This is a genomic window from Blastococcus goldschmidtiae (genome assembly GCF_031845325.1).
Taxonomy (GTDB): Bacteria; Actinomycetota; Actinomycetes; order Mycobacteriales; family Geodermatophilaceae; genus Blastococcus; species Blastococcus goldschmidtiae.
The window spans coordinates 66111-84662 of the sequence record NZ_JAVREI010000003.1 but is presented as its reverse complement, the minus strand read 5'-3'; the positions used below and the strand labels follow the sequence as shown (position 1 = coordinate 84662).

16 protein-coding genes and 1 tRNA gene are annotated in these 18552 nt (G+C 73.7%); 12 read left to right on the top strand and 5 right to left on the bottom strand.

Annotated elements, in window-relative coordinates:
- Positions 1 to 43 precede the first annotated feature (43 nt).
- Positions 44 to 1294: an MATE family efflux transporter gene (locus RM425_RS07310; protein WP_311344533.1), complete on the top strand. Its 1251-nt coding sequence runs from the start codon at positions 44 to 46 to the stop codon at positions 1292 to 1294.
- Between the two features lie 7 nt (positions 1295 to 1301).
- Here the strand turns inward: RM425_RS07310 and RM425_RS07305 are convergent, their stop codons facing one another.
- Positions 1302 to 2465 carry a glycosyltransferase family 4 protein gene (locus RM425_RS07305; RefSeq protein WP_311344532.1) on the bottom strand — a complete coding sequence of 388 codons (1164 nt, stop codon included), beginning with the start codon at positions 2463 to 2465 and terminating at the stop codon, positions 1302 to 1304.
- 83 nt (positions 2466 to 2548) lie between these two features.
- Here RM425_RS07305 and RM425_RS07300 point away from each other — a divergent pair, with 83 nt between their 5' ends.
- Positions 2549 to 3784, top strand: coding sequence for an O-antigen ligase family protein (locus RM425_RS07300; protein ID WP_311344531.1), 1236 nt, complete (start codon positions 2549 to 2551; stop codon positions 3782 to 3784).
- A gap of 55 nt (positions 3785 to 3839) precedes the next feature.
- Here RM425_RS07300 and RM425_RS07295 read toward each other — a convergent pair whose 3' ends face one another.
- Both RM425_RS07295 and RM425_RS07290 read right to left on the bottom strand, forming a co-directional pair.
- Entirely contained in the window at positions 3840 to 5042 is a 1203-nt protein-coding gene (locus tag RM425_RS07295) for a YveK family protein (RefSeq protein ID WP_311344530.1), read from the bottom strand.
- Between the two features lie 277 nt (positions 5043 to 5319).
- A complete protein-coding gene (locus RM425_RS07290; protein ID WP_311344529.1) occupies positions 5320 to 5940 on the bottom strand; it encodes a hypothetical protein in 621 nt (206 codons plus the stop codon).
- A 213-nt stretch (positions 5941 to 6153) separates the two neighbouring features.
- Here RM425_RS07290 and mfd point away from each other — a divergent pair, with 213 nt between their 5' ends.
- The 3 genes from mfd (at position 6154) to RM425_RS07275 (ending at position 11719) form a co-directional block, all read left to right on the top strand.
- The gene (gene mfd, locus RM425_RS07285) at positions 6154 to 9720 is read left to right on the top strand and encodes a transcription-repair coupling factor (RefSeq protein ID WP_311344528.1); all 3567 of its coding nucleotides are present in this window, start codon (positions 6154 to 6156) and stop codon (positions 9718 to 9720) included.
- A 101-nt stretch (positions 9721 to 9821) separates the two neighbouring features.
- On the top strand, positions 9822 to 10799 hold the full coding sequence (locus tag RM425_RS07280) for a hypothetical protein (protein WP_311344527.1): 978 nt from the start codon (positions 9822 to 9824) through the stop codon (positions 10797 to 10799).
- Positions 10800 to 10804: 5 nt separating this feature from the next.
- On the top strand, positions 10805 to 11719 hold the full coding sequence (locus tag RM425_RS07275) for a MazG family protein (RefSeq protein WP_311344526.1): 915 nt from the start codon (positions 10805 to 10807) through the stop codon (positions 11717 to 11719).
- On the opposite strand, the gene RM425_RS07270 is transcribed toward RM425_RS07275, so the two are convergent.
- Positions 11671 to 12405, bottom strand: a complete 735-nt coding sequence (locus RM425_RS07270) for a hypothetical protein (RefSeq protein ID WP_311344525.1) — start codon at positions 12403 to 12405, stop codon at positions 11671 to 11673. The two genes, RM425_RS07275 and RM425_RS07270, sit on opposite strands and share 49 nt — an antisense overlap.
- Positions 12406 to 12534: 129 nt before the next feature.
- Here RM425_RS07270 and eno point away from each other — a divergent pair, with 129 nt between their 5' ends.
- The 4 genes from eno to RM425_RS07250 are packed head-to-tail and all read left to right on the top strand — an operon-like array spanning position 12535 to position 15866.
- The gene (eno, locus tag RM425_RS07265) at positions 12535 to 13815 is read left to right on the top strand and encodes a phosphopyruvate hydratase (protein ID WP_311344524.1); all 1281 of its coding nucleotides are present in this window, start codon (positions 12535 to 12537) and stop codon (positions 13813 to 13815) included.
- Positions 13816 to 13825: 10 nt separating this feature from the next.
- Positions 13826 to 14422, top strand: coding sequence for an FtsB family cell division protein (locus tag RM425_RS07260; RefSeq protein ID WP_311344523.1), 597 nt, complete (start codon positions 13826 to 13828; stop codon positions 14420 to 14422).
- Positions 14419 to 14919, top strand: a complete 501-nt coding sequence (locus RM425_RS07255; RefSeq protein ID WP_311344522.1) for a DUF501 domain-containing protein — start codon at positions 14419 to 14421, stop codon at positions 14917 to 14919. Before RM425_RS07260 ends, RM425_RS07255 begins: the two co-directional genes overlap by 4 nt.
- Entirely contained in the window at positions 14916 to 15866 is a 951-nt protein-coding gene (locus RM425_RS07250) for a Ppx/GppA phosphatase family protein (protein WP_311344521.1), read from the top strand. Before RM425_RS07255 ends, RM425_RS07250 begins: the two co-directional genes overlap by 4 nt.
- A 4-nt stretch (positions 15867 to 15870) precedes the next feature.
- Here RM425_RS07250 and RM425_RS07245 read toward each other — a convergent pair whose 3' ends face one another.
- Complete coding sequence (locus RM425_RS07245) at positions 15871 to 16455, bottom strand: hypothetical protein (protein ID WP_311344520.1); 585 nt, start codon at positions 16453 to 16455, stop codon at positions 15871 to 15873.
- A 98-nt stretch (positions 16456 to 16553) separates the two neighbouring features.
- Here RM425_RS07245 and RM425_RS07240 point away from each other — a divergent pair, with 98 nt between their 5' ends.
- The 3 genes from RM425_RS07240 (at position 16554) to RM425_RS07230 (ending at position 18400) form a co-directional block, all read left to right on the top strand.
- A complete protein-coding gene (locus RM425_RS07240; RefSeq protein ID WP_311344519.1) occupies positions 16554 to 17321 on the top strand; it encodes a uracil-DNA glycosylase in 768 nt (255 codons plus the stop codon).
- A gap of 44 nt (positions 17322 to 17365) precedes the next feature.
- Positions 17366 to 17442: transfer RNA gene (locus RM425_RS07235), tRNA-Leu, on the top strand.
- A gap of 136 nt (positions 17443 to 17578) precedes the next feature.
- A complete protein-coding gene (locus RM425_RS07230) occupies positions 17579 to 18400 on the top strand; it encodes a Bax inhibitor-1/YccA family protein (RefSeq protein WP_311344518.1) in 822 nt (273 codons plus the stop codon).
- Positions 18401 to 18552 lie beyond the last annotated feature (152 nt).

The window sequence follows — 18552 nt, the reverse complement described above, 5'->3', positions numbered from 1 at the left end:
CGGCCGCCGGACCCGTCGTCACGGCTGCGGAAGGGGGAGCGGCATGTCGGTCCTGGTTGTGCTCCGCCGGCCGGTGACGGCCGCGGTCGCCGGGCAGGTGAGCCAGGCGCTGGCCGGGCTGGTCCTGCAGGTGGCCGCCGCCCGGGCCCTCGGGGCCTCCGGGTTCGGTGCGTTCGCCGTCGTCTACGGGGCGATCGTGCTCGCCACCGCCGTCTGCAGCGGCCTGGTCGGTGACTCGCTCACCGTGCTGGATCGGCAGGAGCCGCGCGTCCGGGCGGCTCTGCACGGCTGGACCGTCGCGGTCTCCACGGGGGCGGGGCTCCTTGGAGCCCTCGCGACCTCGCTCACCGACCTCGCCGGTCCCGGCACCGGGGTCCTGCTGGGGCTCGCCACAGCGGCATTCATCGTCGAGGACACCCTGCGCCGGCTGCTGATGGCGAGTGGCCGCTTCTGGTCGTTGTCGGTGGTCGACCTGACCAGCCTCGTCCTGGCGCTCTCGACCCTCGCTGTGCTCGCCGCGGCGGGTGCCCTCTCGTTCACGTCCTTCGTGGTCGCGCTGCTGGTCGGCCAGGCGGGCGCTGCTGCGGCCGCCTACGTGCGGCTACCGTCCGCTGAGCGGCCGCACGGCCCCTGGCGCCCCGCCGCGTGGGGGCAGGTCTTCGCCTTCGGCAGCTGGCGCGCGGCCACGCAGACCATCCGCCCGGCGCTGATGACGGTGCTGCGGCTGCTCGTCGTGGCCACGGCGGGGGTGGCCGCCTACGGGCCCATCGAGGCCGCGAGGGTCTACACGGCCCCGACCCTCGTCCTCGTCGGCGGACTGGGTTCCTTCCTGCTCCCGCACTTCGTGGCACTGCGGGACCGCCCCGCTGCCCACAGCTTGCGTGTGGCGGACCGAACCGCCCTCGGCCTCGGTGCGTCCGTCGCACTGGTGGGCGTGGCCGCACTGCTGGCGCTCCCGCTCCTGGGCCCGGTGATCACCGGTGGGGACTACGGGGTGCCGGCTGCCGCGGTCGCGGGATGGTCGGCGTACGCCGTCGCCAGCGCGCTGCTGCTGCCGTACGGCTCGATGGCCTCCGCGCGCCGGATGCAGGCCCAGGTACTGAAACTGCGGGCGCTCGAGCTCGTCTCCCTGGCCGTCGTGCTGCTGGTGGTCCTCACCGATCCGTCGCACGCCGTGTGGGCGCCACTGGCGCTGACTATCGGTCCGGTCCTCGCCGCGGCCGCGGTCCGCCAGCGCGTGCTCCGCCCCCTGACCCGGCCGTCGCTGCGTGGCGAGGCGCTCCCGGTCGGCTGAGGCCGGGTCAGCGCCGGGCGATGGCCGAGACGGCCGAGGCGATGTCCTCCTGGTACCGCTCCGGGGAGAAGCGCCGGAGCGCCGACGCCCGCCCTTCGGAGGCCAGCCGCAGGGCCAGCTCCGGGTCGTCGAGCAGTCTGGTGAGGGCGGTGGCCAGCGCGGGTGGGTCGTCCGGCGGCACCAGCAGCCCGTTCTCCCCGTCCGTGACGATCTCGCGGAGGCCCTGGACGGCAGAGGCGACCACGGGCCGCGCGGCGAGCTGACCCTCGACGGCGGCGTTGCCGAACGGCTCGGCACGGGAGGGCACGAGCACGACCTCGGCGCGGTCGAGCGCGGGCCAGGTCGGCGACGTGTACCCGGCGAAGGTGACCCGGCCGGTGAGGTCGGGACGGGCGGCGCGCTCCCGCAGTTCGGCCTCGTACCACTCGTAGCCGGGGAAGACCGATCCGCAGAGCTGGAGCGAGACGTCGTGCCCTCCGGCGGCCACGAGCGCGACCGCCTCGAGGGCCACGTCGATCCCCTTGCGCGGTGACAGCCGCCCGACCAGCGCGATGCGTCGGCGACCGCTCGTGCTGATCGCCCCCGGCTCCGTCGCCGGGCCTGGCACGCCGTTGTGGACGACCTGCACCCGTCGCGCCAGCCCGGGGAGTGCCGAGAGCACCGTGTCGGCAGCCGCCTGGCTGTTGACCACGACGGCACGCGCGAGGAACAGCGGGAGGTTGAGCACGACCCGGACGAGCGTGCGAGCCTCCTCCGCCTCGTGCACGTGGCACAGCGCCGGACGACGGGCCAGGCGGGCGGCGATCAGCCACAGCGGCACGGTCACCGTGTTGACGTAGACGGCGTCGGGCGCGTCGCGGCGCAGCTGCTGCAGCATCGGACCGAGCGCGCGCAGGCTCGACCACACCAGCGAAAGGAGACCGGCCGGCGACAGGAGCGACTTGCGCAGGACCGGGACCGGGAGGAACCCGACCTCGGCCCCGCACGCGCGCAGCCGTGGGGTCAGCGGCCCCTCGTGCGGCAGGGTCACGACCACGCGCCACCCGCGCGTGACGAGCCCGCTGATGCTCTCGAGCAGTTGCAGGTCGGAGCCGTAGAGGTCCGCCGACGGATGGGCGACAAGGACCGTGCCGGTGGGCGCGTCGGCCACCACGTCCCCTCTCCGGGTCATGGTCCCGCCCGGGACCACGTCGATGCTGTCAGATGACCGTACGATCCTGCCCGGTGCGGCTGGCGTGCCGCCGAGGAGGTGCCGTGCCGGTCCCGTCCCCCAAGGTCGCGGTCATCAGTCTCCTGATGATCGCCAGTACGGTGGTCTGGCGCCGTGGAGACATCTTCTCCGGTGGGCTCGACGCCGTCGTCGTCGGCAAGGGTGCGCTGAGCGTGCTGGCGCTAGGGCTGGCCTTCCTCACCGTCCCGCCGCGGGACCGCGCTCTACGGGTGGGCACGGGGTCACTGTGGCTGCTCGGGACGCTCCTCGTGAGCGGTCTGCTCGGAGCTCTCGCCTTCGGCACCCTCGTGCCCACCGCGGTGATAGCCGTGCGCATCGTGATCCTCGCGGCGACGGTGTTCTTCCTGCTGCGCTCCCGGCCCGCGATGGACGTGCTGTACGGCGCCGTCTGGGCCTGCGGCGTGGTCGTCGCCGTCGCCACCGCGACTGGCGTGTCGACGCTGACCTCCGGCCGCCTGGAGGGCGGCGTGCCGCCGCTGAACCCGAACGAGATGGCGGCGCTCGCGGCGCTGGTCGTGCTGTGGATCGCGTGGCGGACCGTCTGCGGCGAGACACGACCAATGGGCCTGCTGCTCGCGACGGTCTATCTCGGCATCATCTGGGCAACGGGATCACGCACGGCGCTGGCCATGCTGGTGCTCGCCATGGCGGTGATGGCCCTCCACCTGCGGCGACCGGCCGTCGGGCTGGTCGTGGGCGGCCTGCTGCTCGCGGGCATCGGCTCTCTGGCGGCGGTCAGCACCGGCGCGGTCGCGAGCTTCGCGGAGCGCGACGGAGCCGGTGCGAGCACCCTCGAGTCCCGGTTCATCGCGTGGCGCGCGGCCGGTTCCTGGGCCGAGTCGTTGTGGCAGGGGGCCTTCGGTGGCGGCCTCTCGGTGAAGCTCATCCCCATCGAGGGGCAGTGGTGGGATGAGCAGCTCCTCGACAGCACCTGGGTGTCCGCGCTGGTCCAGGCGGGCGTGCTCGGGCTGGTGACCGTGGCGGTGTGGGTGCTCTGGATCCTCCGGTCGGTGCTGCGTGCGCCGCGGCGCTTCCGCGTCCTGTTCCTCGGGCTCACCGTATTCCTCGTCGGCCGCAGCTTCCTGGAGAGCGGTCTGTTCGACGCCACCCCGATGTTCCTGGTGCTACTGGCGGTATCGCTCCTCGCCGAGGGCGGCTCGCGCGCGCGGCTCGGCAGAGACGAGGAGCATGGAACGGGGCTCCCGTCCGCGCAGGTCGACCGACGGATCGATCGGACCGCCGAGCGGCGCACGGCCTGACTCCGGAGAAGGGCGCCTCCTCCAATGCGGTGCGCCCGCCCGGAGGTGGACGACGTCAGCCGCGGACGGCGACCTCGTCCGGGCGTCCGGCAGGGCGCTTGACGGCGAGACGCCGGACGGGGATGCGGGCGTGCCCGCTTGTCAGCCGGCGCAGCCTGGAGCCCGGCCCGGGTCGCAGGATGACGAAGGACAACGGCTCGAGACCGAGCACGTCCAGCCTCCGTCGGACCTCCGACAGCTCTGCAGCTTGCACACGGCCGGCGCCGATGACCACGACGACGGCGGCGTCCTTGCCGCGGTATGCGCGCAGCTCCCCTGGAGGGCCGAGCGCCGTACCGAGCACGAGACGGACCCAGTCGGCCGGCTTCCCTGGGCCGCGGGAAGCGTTGGTTGCATCCGGTCCGGTGGCAACGACCGCCGTCGTCCCGGTCCGGGTGAGTTCCTCGGCGACGTCCTCGGCGAGCCGGCGGACATCCTCTTCACCCACGGTGGGCGACAGCAGGAGGACCCGAAGTGGCTGCAGCTCCGCCGCATCCTGTAGGCGCCTCGAGAGGAGTGTGGCCGGTCGCCCGATCAGCCGACTACGCCGGGCACTGCCGGTGGTCGGCGTGATGACGGTCAGGTCGTCGTCATCGGCGCCCCAGGCGCGGCGAAGGTCGGCGACGGTGTGGACCCGGCTGTCCATGCGATCCCGCAGGATCGCCACCGCAGCCCCGACGCACGAGCCGAAGACGAAGCCGAGGGCCAGCAGGAGGTGCGGTACGGGGGAGACGGGCGACGAGGGGACGGTGGCCGGCGAGGTGATGGTGAGGGTCACCGGACTCGTCTCGCTCGCGCCCTGCTCGAGCTCCACAACGGTGCGGGTGAAGCGCTCGGCCGCGGCATTGGCGATGTCCGCCGCCGTCTCCGCGGCCGGGAAGGTCACCGTGATCTCGATCTGCGAGGTGTCCGTCGGATTGCGTGCGGAGACAGCCCCACGCAGCTCCTCAAAGGATTCGGGAAGATCCAGGGCCGTGATGACGGGTACGAGGACGACCGGGCTCTCGGCGATGTCGGGATAGCTCTTGACTCGCTGGCTCACGAACTGGAAGCCGGACGCGCTGTCCGATGCCGTGCCGACGAAGATCTGGGCGGTCGCCTGGTAGGTGCGCGGGAGCGTCGTGATGGCGACGAGCGCTGCGCCGATGCTCAACGCGAAGATCACGGCCCAGGTGAGCCAGCGGCGCCGCAGCGCAGCCAGGTAGTCCGTCAGTTCCACTTCCCCGACTCCCTGCTCGGCGGCCGCTCCGACTGCGGAGGCGCGGGTGCGCCTTCCCGCTGTTCAGCGGGCCCATTTCCTTGCTCGATCCTATGGCGCGACGAGCGCTGGGGAGCCCCGTCCGGCGGGACGCTCACTCCTCGGGGTGGGCTGTGCCGGGCGACCGTCAGGAGACTCTTCACCGGCGAGAGCCGTGGTTGTGTCCGGTCGACGCCGGTCCCCGGTACTGGTCGATCCTGTTCGGTGCCGGGACGGGCCGACCCTGCTCCGGACGCGGTCAGCCCGGCTGGGAGCGGTGTTCGAGGGCTCGGTCGAGACCCAGGACCGGCACAGCGGCTCTCGGCGCCGAGTGGGCAAGCAGGGGGACGGTGGACCAGACCAGGACCCCTAGCAGCTTCGCGCCGTCCTCCAGCAGGTAGGCGCCCAGGAACGCCACGTCGACGAGGACGGAGATGGCGAGCAGGGCCGCTCCCGTCCAGAAGGCAAGGGCCACTATCCGCTCCTCGCCGAGCATGAGGTAGGCGATGCGGAGGGCGCCCAGGCCGTAGACCGCGTAGATGAGGAGTTCGTGGATGCCCAGGCGCGGCCCGACGGATTCGTGCAGCAGCAGGGCGTCGTCAGCCGCCAGTGCGAGGAGCAGGTAAGCGAAGGGTGCGAGGCGCCGCCGGTGCTTCCCGTCCGTCCAAGCTATGAAGGCCGACAGCGTGCCGGCGGCGAACCACACCATGACCGTGAACGTGCTGATGACTCCGGTGTACGGAGGCAGGCCCGCGCTGGCCGCCGCGTCACGAGTGAGTAGCCCGACCGGGTCACCGGCGAGGCGTGCAACCGCGACGGCGGAGGCGAGGACGAGCCCACCCACGATGAGAGCTGCGATGACCAAGTCCCGGCGCTTCACGGTGCGGAATCTAGGGCGCCACAGCCGTCTTTTCGCCGCCGGAACGGCGTCCGTGCCCCTTTCGAGGTGCTCGTCGGGTCGTGCCCGTCCGCTGATCCTGCGAATGAGCTGGCCCCGGCGGCGCTCTCGGCGGGCGGACTAACCTGGAAAACCGGCCCCGCGTCGCACTCGGCGGCAGCGGTGCGGCCCCGGCACCCCAGGAGTGAGAACAGCGTGAGTCTGCGTGGCGTGCTCGACGTCGTCCTCGGCGATCCCGGCATGGCCCGCGTCGTCGCCGCGGCGGGGAGCGCGGAGCTCGCCGTCACCGCTCCGCCCCCGGTGCAGCCCCTCGTCGCGGCCGCACTGGCCGCCCGCGCCGACGGCGCGGCGCAGGGAGCCGGTGTGCCGGTGCTCCTGGTGACGGCCGGGGAGCGGGATGCCGACGTCGCGGCCGACCTGCTGCGCTGCTTCCTGCCCGGGCACCGCATCGCCACCTTCCCGGCCTGGGAGACGCTGCCGCACGAGCGGCTGAGCCCCCGCGCCGACACGGTGGGCCGCCGGCTGGCCGTGCTGCGCGACCTGACCCACCCCGGTGAGAACGGGACCATCGACGTCCTGGTCGCCCCGGTGCGCAGCGTCCTGCAGCCCCTGGCGCCGGGCCTGGGCGACCTGGTCCCGGTCGAGCTGAAGCCGGGGGACTCCGCCGACCTCGACGACGTCGCCCGTGCGCTGGCCGACGCCGCGTACACCCGCGTGGAGCTGGTCGAGAAGCGCGGCGAGTTCGCCGTCCGGGGCGGGCTGCTCGACGTCTTCCCGCCCACCGAGCCGCACCCGGTGCGGGTGGAGTTCTGGGGCGACGAGGTCGACGAGCTGCGTTACTTCTCCGCCGCCGACCAGCGCTCGCTGGACGAGCGGCCCCAGCGGCTGTGGGCACCGCCCTGCCGCGAGCTGCTGCTCACCGAGGAGGTCCGCACCCGCGCGGCGGCGCTGGGCGTCGAGCACCCCGGGCTGATCGAGGTGCTGGGCAAGCTGGCCGAGGGCATCGCCGTGGAGGGCATGGAGTCGTTGACGCCGGCGCTCATCGGGGACGAGGCGATGCAGCTGCTGACCGACCTCGTGCCCGCCGGCACGCACGTGCTGGTGGCCGACCCGGAGAGGGTGCGCAGCCGCTCGGCCGACCTCGTGCGCACCGCGGAGGAGTTCCTCGCCGCGTCCTGGGCGACCGCCGCGGAGGCGGGGGAGGCGCCGCTGGACCTGGGCGCCTCGTCGTTCCGCGACCTGGCCGACGTCGAGACCGCCGCCCGCGGCCGGGGGCTGCCGTGGTGGACGACGGGGTCGTTCACCGTCACAGCTGATGACACGACGGACGACGGCGTGATCAACCTGGACGCGACGGTGGTCGACCGCTTCGCCGGCGACGTGCCGAAGGCGATCGAGACGATGCGTGGCTGGCACCGCGACGGCTGGCGTGTCGTCGTCACGTTCGCCGGCCCGGGCCCCGCCCAGCGCGCCGCCGACCAGTTCGCCGAGGCCGACCTCGGTGCCGCGCTCGTGCCCGGCCTCGACGCCGCGCCCGAGCCGCGGCTGACCTCGGTCACCCAGGGCAACCTCGAGACCGGCTTCGCCTTCCCCGGCGTCGGCCTGGCGCTGCTGGCCGAACATGACCTCACCGGCCAGCGCGGCACCTCGATGCGCGACGCGGTGAAGATGCCGGCGCGCCGGCGCAACGCCGTCGACCTGGTGCAGCTGCAGCCCGGTGACCTGGTCGTCCACGAGCAGCACGGCATCGGCCGCTACATCGAGATGATCAGCCGCACCGTCAACGGCGGGCAGCGCGACTACCTGATCGTCGAGTACGCGGCCTCGCGCCGGAACCAGCCGCCGGACCGGCTCTTCGTGCCGACCGACGCCCTCGACCAGCTGACCCGCTACGTCGGCGGCGAGGCCCCGGCGCTGTCGAAGCTCGGCGGGGCGGACTGGAAGAACACCAAGAGCAAGGCGCGCAAGGCGGTCAAGCAGATCGCCGGCGAGCTCATCCGGCTGTACTCGGCGCGGATGGCGACGGCGGGGCACGCCTTCGGCCCCGACACCGTCTGGCAGCGCGAGCTCGAGGACGCCTTCCCGTTCCAGGAAACGCCCGACCAGCTGGCCGCGATCGACGAGGTCAAGGCCGACATGCAGCAGACCGTTCCGATGGACCGGATCATCTGCGGCGACGTCGGCTACGGGAAGACCGAGATCGCGATCCGCGCGGCGTTCAAGGCGGTGCAGGACGGCAAGCAGGTCGCCGTCCTGGTGCCGACGACGCTGCTGGCCAACCAGCACTTCAAGACCTTCTCCGAGCGGGTGGCGCAGTTCCCGGTGACGGTGAAGGTGCTCTCCCGGTTCCAGTCGGAGAAGGAGACCACCGAGATCCTCCGGCAGCTCGCGGCCGGTGACATCGACATCCTCGTCGGGACGCACCGGCTGCTGCAGCCCACGACCCGGTGGAAGGACCTCGGCCTGGTCATCGTGGACGAGGAGCAGCGCTTCGGGGTCGAGCACAAGGAGTACCTCAAGACGATGCGGACGGCGGTCGACGTCCTGTCGATGTCGGCCACCCCGATCCCGCGCACGCTGGAGATGTCGCTGACCGGCATCCGGGAGATGTCGACGATCCTGACCCCGCCCGAGGAGCGGCACCCGGTGCTGACCTACGTGGGCGCGTGGGCGGACAAGCAGATGGCCGCCGCGATCCGCCGCGAGCTGCTGCGCGACGGCCAGGTCTTCGTCATCCACAACCGGGTGCAGTCCATCGACAAGGCCGCGGCGAAGATCCGGAGCCTGGTGCCCGAGGCCCGGGTCGCCGTCGGCCACGGGCAGATGAAGGAGCACGAGCTCGAGCGGATCATGGTCGGCTTCTGGGAGAAGGAGTACGACGTCCTGGTCGCGACGACGATCGTCGAGTCCGGCCTGGACATCCCGAACGCCAACACCCTGATCGTCGACCGCGCCGACACCTTCGGGCTCTCCCAGCTGCACCAGATCCGCGGTCGCGTCGGCCGGGGTCGGGAGCGGGCCTACGCCTACTTCACCTACGACCCGACCCGCACGCTCACCGAGACCTCGGTCGACCGGCTGACCACCATCGCCAACAACACCGACCTCGGTGCCGGCATGGCGGTGGCGATGAAGGACCTGGAGATCCGCGGCTCGGGCAACCTGCTCGGCGGCGAGCAGTCCGGGCACATCGCCGGCGTCGGCTTCGACCTCTACGTCCGGCTGGTCGGTGAGGCGGTCGCCGACTACCGGGCCCAGGTCACCGGCGAGGAGGCGCCCGCCGAGCCGGTCGAGGTCCGGGTGGACCTGCCCATCGACGCGCACCTGCCGCACGACTACGTGCCCGGCGAGCGGCTGCGCATGGAGGCCTACCGCAAGGTGGCCTCCGTGCAGGACGAGGACCAGGCGCAGGCGGTGCTCGACGAGCTCACCGACCGGTACGGCGCCCCGCCGGCCCCGGTGCTCAACCTGCTCGCCGTCGCCCGGTTCCGCGTCGCCATGCGCGCGCTGGGCATCACCGAGGTGTCACTGCAGGGCCGTGCCATCCGGATCAGCCCGGTCGTGCTCCCGGAGTCCAAGCAGATGCGGCTGGCCCGCCTCGCCGACGGGGCCTCCTACAAGGCGGCGGTGGAGACCATCGCGCTCAAGATGCCGGTCGGCCCCGACCGGCGGACCCCGCTGCGGGACATCGCGCTGCTGGAGAACCTGCGCGCCACCCTGACCGCCGTACTCGACACGCCCGTGGCGGCCGCCGCCTCCTGAAGGAGGACCCTGCTGCCCCCCACGCCTCGCAGGCTCGGCGCGGGCTACTGCAGCAGGGCCGGGAGCCGGGCGAGTCGCTGTCTGTGTGGCAATCTGCGGGCGTGCTGATGCCTCGCGCTCCCCGGGTGGTGGCCGCCGGGATGCTGGTCGCCCTCGCCCTGCCCGCTCTGGCCGCGTGCCGGACCTCCCCGGACGTCGCGGCCTACGTCGGTGAGGAGACCATCACCGTCGACGAGCTGCAGGATGCGGTGGACGCCCGCCGGGACGACCCGTCGGTGGCCGCTGGCGAGGGCGCCGCCTACGACCGGCTGGTCCTCACCGAGCTCGTGCGCGCCGCGGTCTTCGACTCCGCCGCCGAGCACTACGGCGTCGACCCCGACCCCCGCGGGCTGCCCGAGCTGTTCCAGATCCTCCTGGGTGATCAGGAGCCGGACGCGTACGTCGAGGAGGCCGGGGCGCAGGGCTACAGCCGGGAGGACACCCTCGAGCGCGTGCGGCAGGTCGCGCTGCTCCAGGCCATCGCCGTGGCCGAGGGAGAGGCCGAGGAGCCGACCGCGGCAGCACTGCGCGCCACCTACGAGCAGGGTCTGGCCGAGCAGCCGGAGCGGGTCGAGCTCGGCATCATCAACGTGCCCGACCAGGCCACGGCCGACGCGACGGTGGCGGACCTCCTGGCCGACCCCGAGCGCTACGGCGAGGTCGCGGCCTCCTACCCCGGTCCGGCGACGACGCCGGCGCCGCAGCCCGCCGCGATCGACGAGCTCGCCGCCCAGGCGCCCGACCTGGCCGCCCGGGTCGCGGACACGCCGGCGGGCGGCATCTTCTCCACGACCGTCCAGGGGGTTCCCGGCGTGCTCGTGGTCGCGGTCGGCGAGCCGGTCGTCCCCTCGTTCGAGGACGTGCGGCCCCAGTTGGAGGCGGCGGCGCTGAACGAGGCGGCGGCGGCCGGCGAGGAGGTCCTCGCCGAGTACCGGGACGGCCTGGACATCGACGTGAACCCCCGGTACGGGGAGCTGGAGGAGGGGTCGGTGGTCCCCCTCGAGGGCGGCGTCGTCCAGCTCCTGGGCACGGAGGACTGACGCCGGTGCCCGTCGTGCGCGCCGTGGTCGTCAGTCCCCGGCTGCCCGGCCTGCTGGAGCCCGCCGCCTGGCAGGCGCTGGGGGACCACCCGGTGATCGCCCTGCCCGGCGCCTCCGGCACCGCGGAGGCACTGCGGGCCGCCGGCCGGCGGGTCGAGGACGTCGAGGACACCGCGGCCGCGCTGGCCCGGCCCGATGCCGTCGTCCTCCTCACCGACGGCGCGGACGAGCTCCCCGGTGTCGAGGTGATCGCCGCCGCACCGGAACCGCCCGGTGCCCGCCTGCTCGACGTCGTCCGCGTCATGGACCGGCTGCGCTCGCCCGGCGGCTGTCCGTGGGACGCCGAGCAGACCCACGCCTCGCTGCGCGGTTACCTGCTCGAGGAGGCGCACGAGGCCTACGACGCGATCGTCGACGACGACCCGGTGGCGATGCGCGAGGAGCTCGGGGACGTGCTGCTGCAGGTCGTCTTCCACGCCCGCGTGGCGGCCGAGGCGGAGCCCGGGCGGCGGTTCGACGTCGACGCGGTGGCCGGGGACCTGGTCGACAAGCTGGTCCGCCGGCACCCGCACGTGTTCGGGGACGCCGGGCCGCGTGATGTCGCGGAGGTGGAGGCCGGCTGGGACGAGATCAAGCAGCAGGAGAAGCAGCGGCGCTCGCCGACCGAGGGCGTCTCCCGGTCGCAGCCGGCGGCCTCGTGGGGCGCGGCCCTGGTCCGGCGCGCGGGACGGGCCGGGCTGCCCACGCCCGGGGCGGCCGAGCTCGCCGTCGACAGCCCGGAGGCCCTCGGCGAGCAGCTGCTGGGCGTCGTGACGGCGGCGCAGGCGCGCGGCTGGGACGTCGAGGACGCGCTGCGCGAGGCGGTGCGGCGCTACGCCGGCGAACTGGACGCCGAGGCCGCCGAGCGCGCCACCTCCTGATCCTCGGGCGCGGGCCGGGTCCGGCGCGCCGCCACCAGGAGAGCACCGACGTAGCCGACGGCGACGCTCAGCAGCACCAGCTCACCGCCGTCCTCCAGGATGCCCAGCGTCCGATCGAGGGGGCCGCCCAGTGTCATGGAGTGGAGCTGGTCGACGACGACACCGAAGAAGGCGTAGCCCGCCACGACCACGGCCATGCCCCGGCTGGCCGCGCGGACCTGGTCGGGGCTGCGGCGGTGCAGCACCGCCACCGCGACCAGCGGGAACACCCCGAGCACCCCCCAGATCGCCAGCTCGCCGAGGTCCTGCCCCCGCAGTCCGGCGATCCCCTCCGGGAGCGACAGCTGCCGGGCCAGCCAGCCACCGGCCCGTTCGTGGATCTGCAGGCGGTCGTCCACGAGGGCGCAGGCGAACACCGCCGCCCAGGCGGCGAACACCCCGCCGCGGGTCCGCCGCCACAGCAGGAGCAGCAGACCGGCGGAGGTGGCCTCCTTGGCGTAGGCGAACTGCTCGGGCCATCCGTTCTCGGTGCGCAGCAACCACTGCCGGTACCGGCCGTCGGACCACCCCCGCCGCTGCGCCTCGACGGACGCGGCGATGAGCAGCAGGTCGGCGACGAGCAGGACGGCGAGGACCAGCGACGGCCGGCTGCCGGGGCGGGCCACACGGGCCTCTGCGGTGGTCATGGAGGACACCCTTCCGCGGGCGTCCCGCGGTGCAGGACGCCGTCCCCGACGGGCGGGGCAGGGGGACGAGGAACGGCCGCGACCGCGCGGCTGATGAGCGCGGTCGGGCGCGCTGGTTAGGCTGCCCCCGTGCCGAGCATCGATGCCGTAGGCGCGCGGGAGATCCTCGACTCGCGCGGAAACCCCACCGTTGAGGTCGAGGTCGCCCTCGACGACGGGACGATCGCCCGTGCGGCGGTCCCCAGCGGCGCGTCCACCGGCGCCTTTGAGGCGGTGGAACTGCGGGATGGTGGGAGCCGCTACGGCGGCAAGGGCGTCACCAAGGCCGTCGACGGCGTCCTCGACGTCATCGGCCCCGAGCTCGTCGGCTACGAGGCCAGCGAGCAGCGGCTGGTCGACCAACGGCTGATCGACCTCGACGGCACGCCGGACAAGTCGCGCCTGGGCGCGAACGCGATCCTGGGCGTGAGCCTGGCCGTCGCGCGAGCCGCCGCCGACTCCGCCGGTCTGCCGCTGTTCCGCTACGTCGGCGGCCCGTCCGCGCACCTGTTGCCGGTGCCGATGATGAACATCCTCAACGGGGGCTCCCACGCCGACAGCAACGTCGACGTGCAGGAGTTCATGATCGCCCCCATCGGCGCCGGGACCTTCGCCGAGGCGCTGGCCATGGGCACCGAGACCTACCACGCGCTCAAGGGCGTGCTGAAGGGGCGCGGCCTGGCCACGGGCCTGGGTGACGAAGGAGGCTTCGCTCCCGACCTGCCGAGCAACCGCGACGCGCTCGACCTGATCGCCGAAGCGGTGGAGAAGGCCGGCTACTCGCTGGGCACCGACATCGCCCTCGCCCTCGACGTCGCAGCCAGCGAGTTCCACACCGACGGCGGCTACGACTTCGAGGGCCAGACGCGCTCGGCGGAGTACCTGGTCGACTACTACCGCGGCCTGGTCGACGGCTACCCGATCGTCTCGATCGAGGACCCGCTCGACGAGGAGGACTGGGACGGCTGGATCGCGATGACCGCCGCGCTCGGCGACCGGGTGCAGATCGTGGGCGACGACCTCTTCGTCACCAACCCGACCCGGCTGGCCGACGGCATCGCCCGCGGCGCGGCCAACGCGCTGCTGGTGAAGGTCAACCAGATCGGCACGCTGACCGAGACCCTCGACGCGGTCAACCTCGCCCACCGCAGCGGCTACCGCTCGATGATGAGCCACCGCTCGGGCGAGACCGAGGACACCACGATCGCCGACCTCGCCGTCGCCACCGACTGCGGGCAGATCAAGACCGGTGCCCCGGCCCGCAGCGAGCGGGTGGCCAAGTACAACCAGCTCCTGCGCATCGAGGAGGAGCTCGACGACGCCGCCCGCTACGCCGGTGCGGCGGCCTTCCCCCGCCTGACCCGGGGCTGATCGGTCGCACATGAGCAGCGTCCGCGGCCGGCGCGGCGGGACACCGCCGCCCGGCTCCCGCAGCACCGGTCGCGCACCGCGGGTCCACACGACCCGCCCGGTGCGCACCGGGCTGCGGGCGGGGACGCCGCACCCGACGCGACGGCCGGGGGAGCGCCGTGCGGCGCGCCGGCCGGCACGGACCGCTCCCGCGGCGACCGTCCGGCGGCGTCCGCTGTTCACCGGGCGGGCGGTGCTCCTGGGCGCGCTGGTCCTGCTGCTCGCGCTGACCCTCGCCGGCCCGCTCCGCCAGTACCTGGCCGGGCAGCAGGAGCTGGTCGAGCTCACCGCCGAGGGGCAGGCCCTCGACCGGCGGGCCGCCGAGTTCGAGGCCCAGCTGGAACGGCAGCGGGACCCGGCGTGGACGCAGCAGCAGGCCCGGGAGCGGCTCACCTACGTGCTGCCCGGTGACCGGCTGGTCGTCGTCGTCGACGGCGAGGCGGTCGAGGGCGACGCCGGGACGCTGGACGAGGCGGCCGCGCCCGCGGAGCCGCAGCCGTGGTTCCAGGGGCTGATGGAGTCGGTCGCCCGGGCCGACGGCGACCTGCCCGAGGAGCCCCAGGAGTGAGCGAGCCGATCACCCCCGCCGACCGCGACGTCGTCGAGCGGCAGCTGGGCCGGCCGCCGCGCGCCCTCGAGGGCGTCGCGCACCGCTGCCCGTGCGGTCAGCCCGACGTCGTGGAGACCGCGCCGCGGCTCGAGGACGGCACCCCCTTCCCGACGCTCTACTACCTCACCTGCCCCCGGGCCTCGGCCGCCGCCAGCCGGCTCGAGTCGGCCGGCCGGATGCGCGAGTGGCAGGACGAGCTCGCCACCGACCCGGAGCTGGCCGCCGCGTACCGGGCGGCGCACGAGGCCTACCTGGCCGAGCGGGACGCCAAGGACGTGCTCCCCACCCGCGCGACGGCCGGCGGCATGCCCGACCGGGTCAAGTGCCTGCACGCGCTCGCCGGTCACGCGCTGGCCGCCGGACCCGGGGCGAACCCGATCGGCGACCGCGCGGTCGCCGGGATGGGGGAGTGGTGGGCCAAGGGCCCCTGCGCGCTCCCCGAGGGGGACGGATGACCCGGGTCGCGGCCATCGACTGCGGGACCAACTCCATCCGGCTGCTCGTGGCCGACGTGCCGCCCGCCGGTGGGGCCACCGACCTGCTGCGCCGCATGGAGGTCGTCCGGCTGGGCCAGGGCGTCGACGCGACCGGCCGGCTGGCTGCGGAAGCCATCGAGCGGACCCGCGTCGTGCTGGCCGAGTACGCCGCGACGGCTCGCGATCTGGGGGCCGAGGACGTCCGCATGGTGGCGACCAGTGCGACCCGCGACGCCGCCAACCGCGCCGACTTCGAGCAGATGGTGCTGACCACGCTCGGGCGGTTGCCCGACGTCGTCCCGGGCCGGGAGGAGGCCGAGCTCTCCTTCCTCGGTGCGACCGCGTCCCTGGAGTCGGCGGCCGCGGCGCACGGCACTCCGGCGCCGCGAGCGCCGTTCCTCGTGGTCGACATCGGCGGCGGGTCGACGGAGTTCGTGCTGGGCGACGCTTCGGGTCTGCGGGCGGCGCGCTCGGTCGACATCGGCTGCGTGCGGCTGACCGAGCGCCGGCTGCACGGCGACCCGCCCTCGGCCGCCGAGGTGCAGGCGACCGTCGCCGACATCCGGGCAGCCCTCGCGCTGGTCAGGGACGTGGTGCCGGTGGCCGACGCCGCCAGCCTCGTCGGACTGGCCGGCTCGGTCACCACCGTCGCGGCGCTGGCGCTGGACCTGCCCGCCTACGACCCGGTGGCCATCCACGGCTCCCGGATCCCCCTCGCCGACGTCCGCCGGGTCAGCGAGACGCTGCTGGCGATGCCGCGGGCCGAGCGGGCCGCGCTGGCGGTCATGCACCCCGGCCGGGTCGACGTCATCGGCGCCGGCGCGCTGATCCTGCGGGTGCTGATGGACGAGTTCGGCCTCGACGAGGTCGTGGTCAGCGAGCACGACATCCTCGACGGCATCGCCCTGCGCCTCGCCCGCGGCTGACGGGTCACGCCCGCCGCGGCACGCCCTCGACCCCGGCTGGCTCCTCGATCTCGGCGAGCACCTCGCCGTCCCGATCGAGGATGCGGACGGTGCACGGCGCATCGGCGACGACGCTCACCACGAACAGGCCCGTCGGCGCCTCGACGGTCCGTCGGGTGAGCTCGCCGAGCTGCTCGACCTCGGCGATCGCCGCGTCGACGCCGACCACGCCGTAGAGCGCCTTGCAGCCGTCGTCGTCCGGGGCCCGCCAGTCGCACACCTGATAGTCGAGGCGCACCTCGCGGGCCGGCACCGGCGGCACCAGGAGCTCGTCCGCGGACCAGCTCCTGAGGCCGCCCCGGTACTCCCAGCCGTCCCCGACCATGGCGAGGAGCCGGAGGTCGGTACCCGTGTGCGGCTCGGGGGCTCCCTCGTCCTGCGACCGGTAGAGGTGCAGCACCGCCGCTGTCCGTACCCCGACCCAGTACGCCACCGGCACGGAGTCCCCGAAGGCGACCGGCGTGCGGGGCAGCTCCGGAAGACCGTGGTCGCGCACCCACTCGTCCCACAGGTGGCTGTGCCCCGCCCAGAAGTCCGGTGGCCGCTGCACGGGGCGAGGATGGCAGGGCCCGGTCGTGGTCCGCCAGAGCTGCCGGCCCGGTGCACCCGCTGCCCGTGGGTGGCTACGGGCATGTTCTGCTTCGTGCCATGGCACTGGATGCCGGCGGGTTCCCCGTCACGCGGACTCCCGCCGGGGTGCAGCGCTCCGCGCGAGCCACGCACGCGCTCGCCGTCCTCGACGAGCGCATCTCCGGTTGCTACGCCTGCTCCCGCTTGGTCGCGTGGCGGGAGCAGGTGGCCCGTGAGAAGCGCGCGTCGTTCCGGGACGAGGACTACTGGGGCCGGCCGGTGCCGGGCCTGGGGCCCGCGGATGCGCGCATCGCCGTCGTCGGCCTGGCGCCGGCCGCCCACGGCGGCAACCGCACCGGGCGGGTCTTCACCGGCGACCGCAGCGGCGACTGGATCTTCGCCGCGCTGTGGCGGGCGGGGCTTGCCAACCAGCCGACGTCCACGCACCTCGGCGACGGCCTCGAGCTGAGCGACGTGCGGGTCGCCGCCGCGGTGCGCTGCGCCCCGCCGGGCAACGCGCCCACCCCCGAGGAGCGCGACACCTGCTCGCCGTGGCTCGCCCGCGAACTGGACCTGCTGCCGCGGCTGCGGGTCGTGGTGGTGCTCGGCGGGTTCGGCTGGACGGCGCTGTGGCCGGTGCTCGCCGCGGCCGGCTACGCGATCCCGCGGCCCCGCCCGGTCTTCGGCCACGGGGCCGAGGTGGAGCTGGCGGGACCGCGCGGACCGCTCTCCGTTCTGGGCAGCTACCACGTCAGCCAGCAGAACACCTTCACCGGCAAGCTCACCGAACCGATGCTCGACGCCGTCCTCACCCGGGCGACGGATCTGGCCGGCTCGGCCCACTGACCCGGCGGCGCTAGCGTGCAGGCCAGGCAACCGCAGATCGAAGCGCCCCCGTAGCCCAACTGGCAGAGGCAGACCCCTTAAAAGGGTTCCAGCGTCGGTTCGAACCCGACCGGGGGCACCAGCGGAACGCCTGGGGCGACCAGGGATGACGGGTGTGACACGCCGGAACTACTGGGACCGCCGGAGCGTTGACCAGACCGAGTGGAGTGCACCACCGTGTACCCCACGATCCAAGCGGTCACCTCGAGGAGATGACGATGCCCAGCAGCAACCCGGCGTTCAAGGGCCTCGGCGGCGCCGGCAACGGCCAGAACGCGGGCTGGGGAGCTCAGCCCCAGTACGGCGCGCCCGGCCAGTACGGCGCCCCCGCCCCGACCGACCCCTACGCCGCACCGTCGCCCTACGCGGCGACCGGCACGCAGTACCTCACGATGGACGACGTCGTCCAGAAGACCGGCCTGTCCTTCCTGGTCACCGTGCTCTCGGCGGCCGTCACCTGGGCGCTGCTCCCCGAGGACGTCGCGCTCGGCCTCGCCCTCCCGGCGGTGCTCGTGGCCTTCGTCCTGGGCCTGGTGATCGCGTTCAAGCAGATCGCCAACCCGGTGGCCACGCTGTCGTACGGCGCGCTGTACGGCGTCGCGCTCGGCGCGATCAGCGAGGTCTTCAACGGCCTCTACCCCGGCATCGTGGTGCAGGCGCTGGTCGGCACCTTCGGTGTGTTCGCCGGGATGCTCATCGTCTACAAGACCGGCGCCATCCGGGTCACCCCGAAGCTCACCAAGTGGGTGCTGGCCGCCGGTATCGGCGTCCTGGCGCTCATCGTGGTGAACCTCCTCGCCAGCTTCTTCATCGACGGTGGTCTGGGTCTGCGTGAGGGCGGTCCGCTGGCGATCGGCTTCAGCCTCCTGGTGATCGGTGTCGCGGCGTTCTTCCTGCTGCTGGACTTCGACCTGGCCGACGAGGCCATCCGTCGCGGTGCTCCGGCCAAGTTCGCCTGGTACATCGCCTTCGGTCTGCTCGTGACCGTCATCTGGCTGTACATCGAGATCCTGCGTCTGCTCAGCTACTTCCGCGAGTGAGCTGAACTTCGCACCGCATGGCAGTGGCCCGGTCCCCGCGAGGGGGCCGGGCCACTGCCATGTCCGGGGTCGGTGCGCCGACAGGGTGCGCGGATGCGTCGTCCACGGCTCTCGGGCGATGCATCCGCGCACTCCGTCGGGCCGTGCCCGAC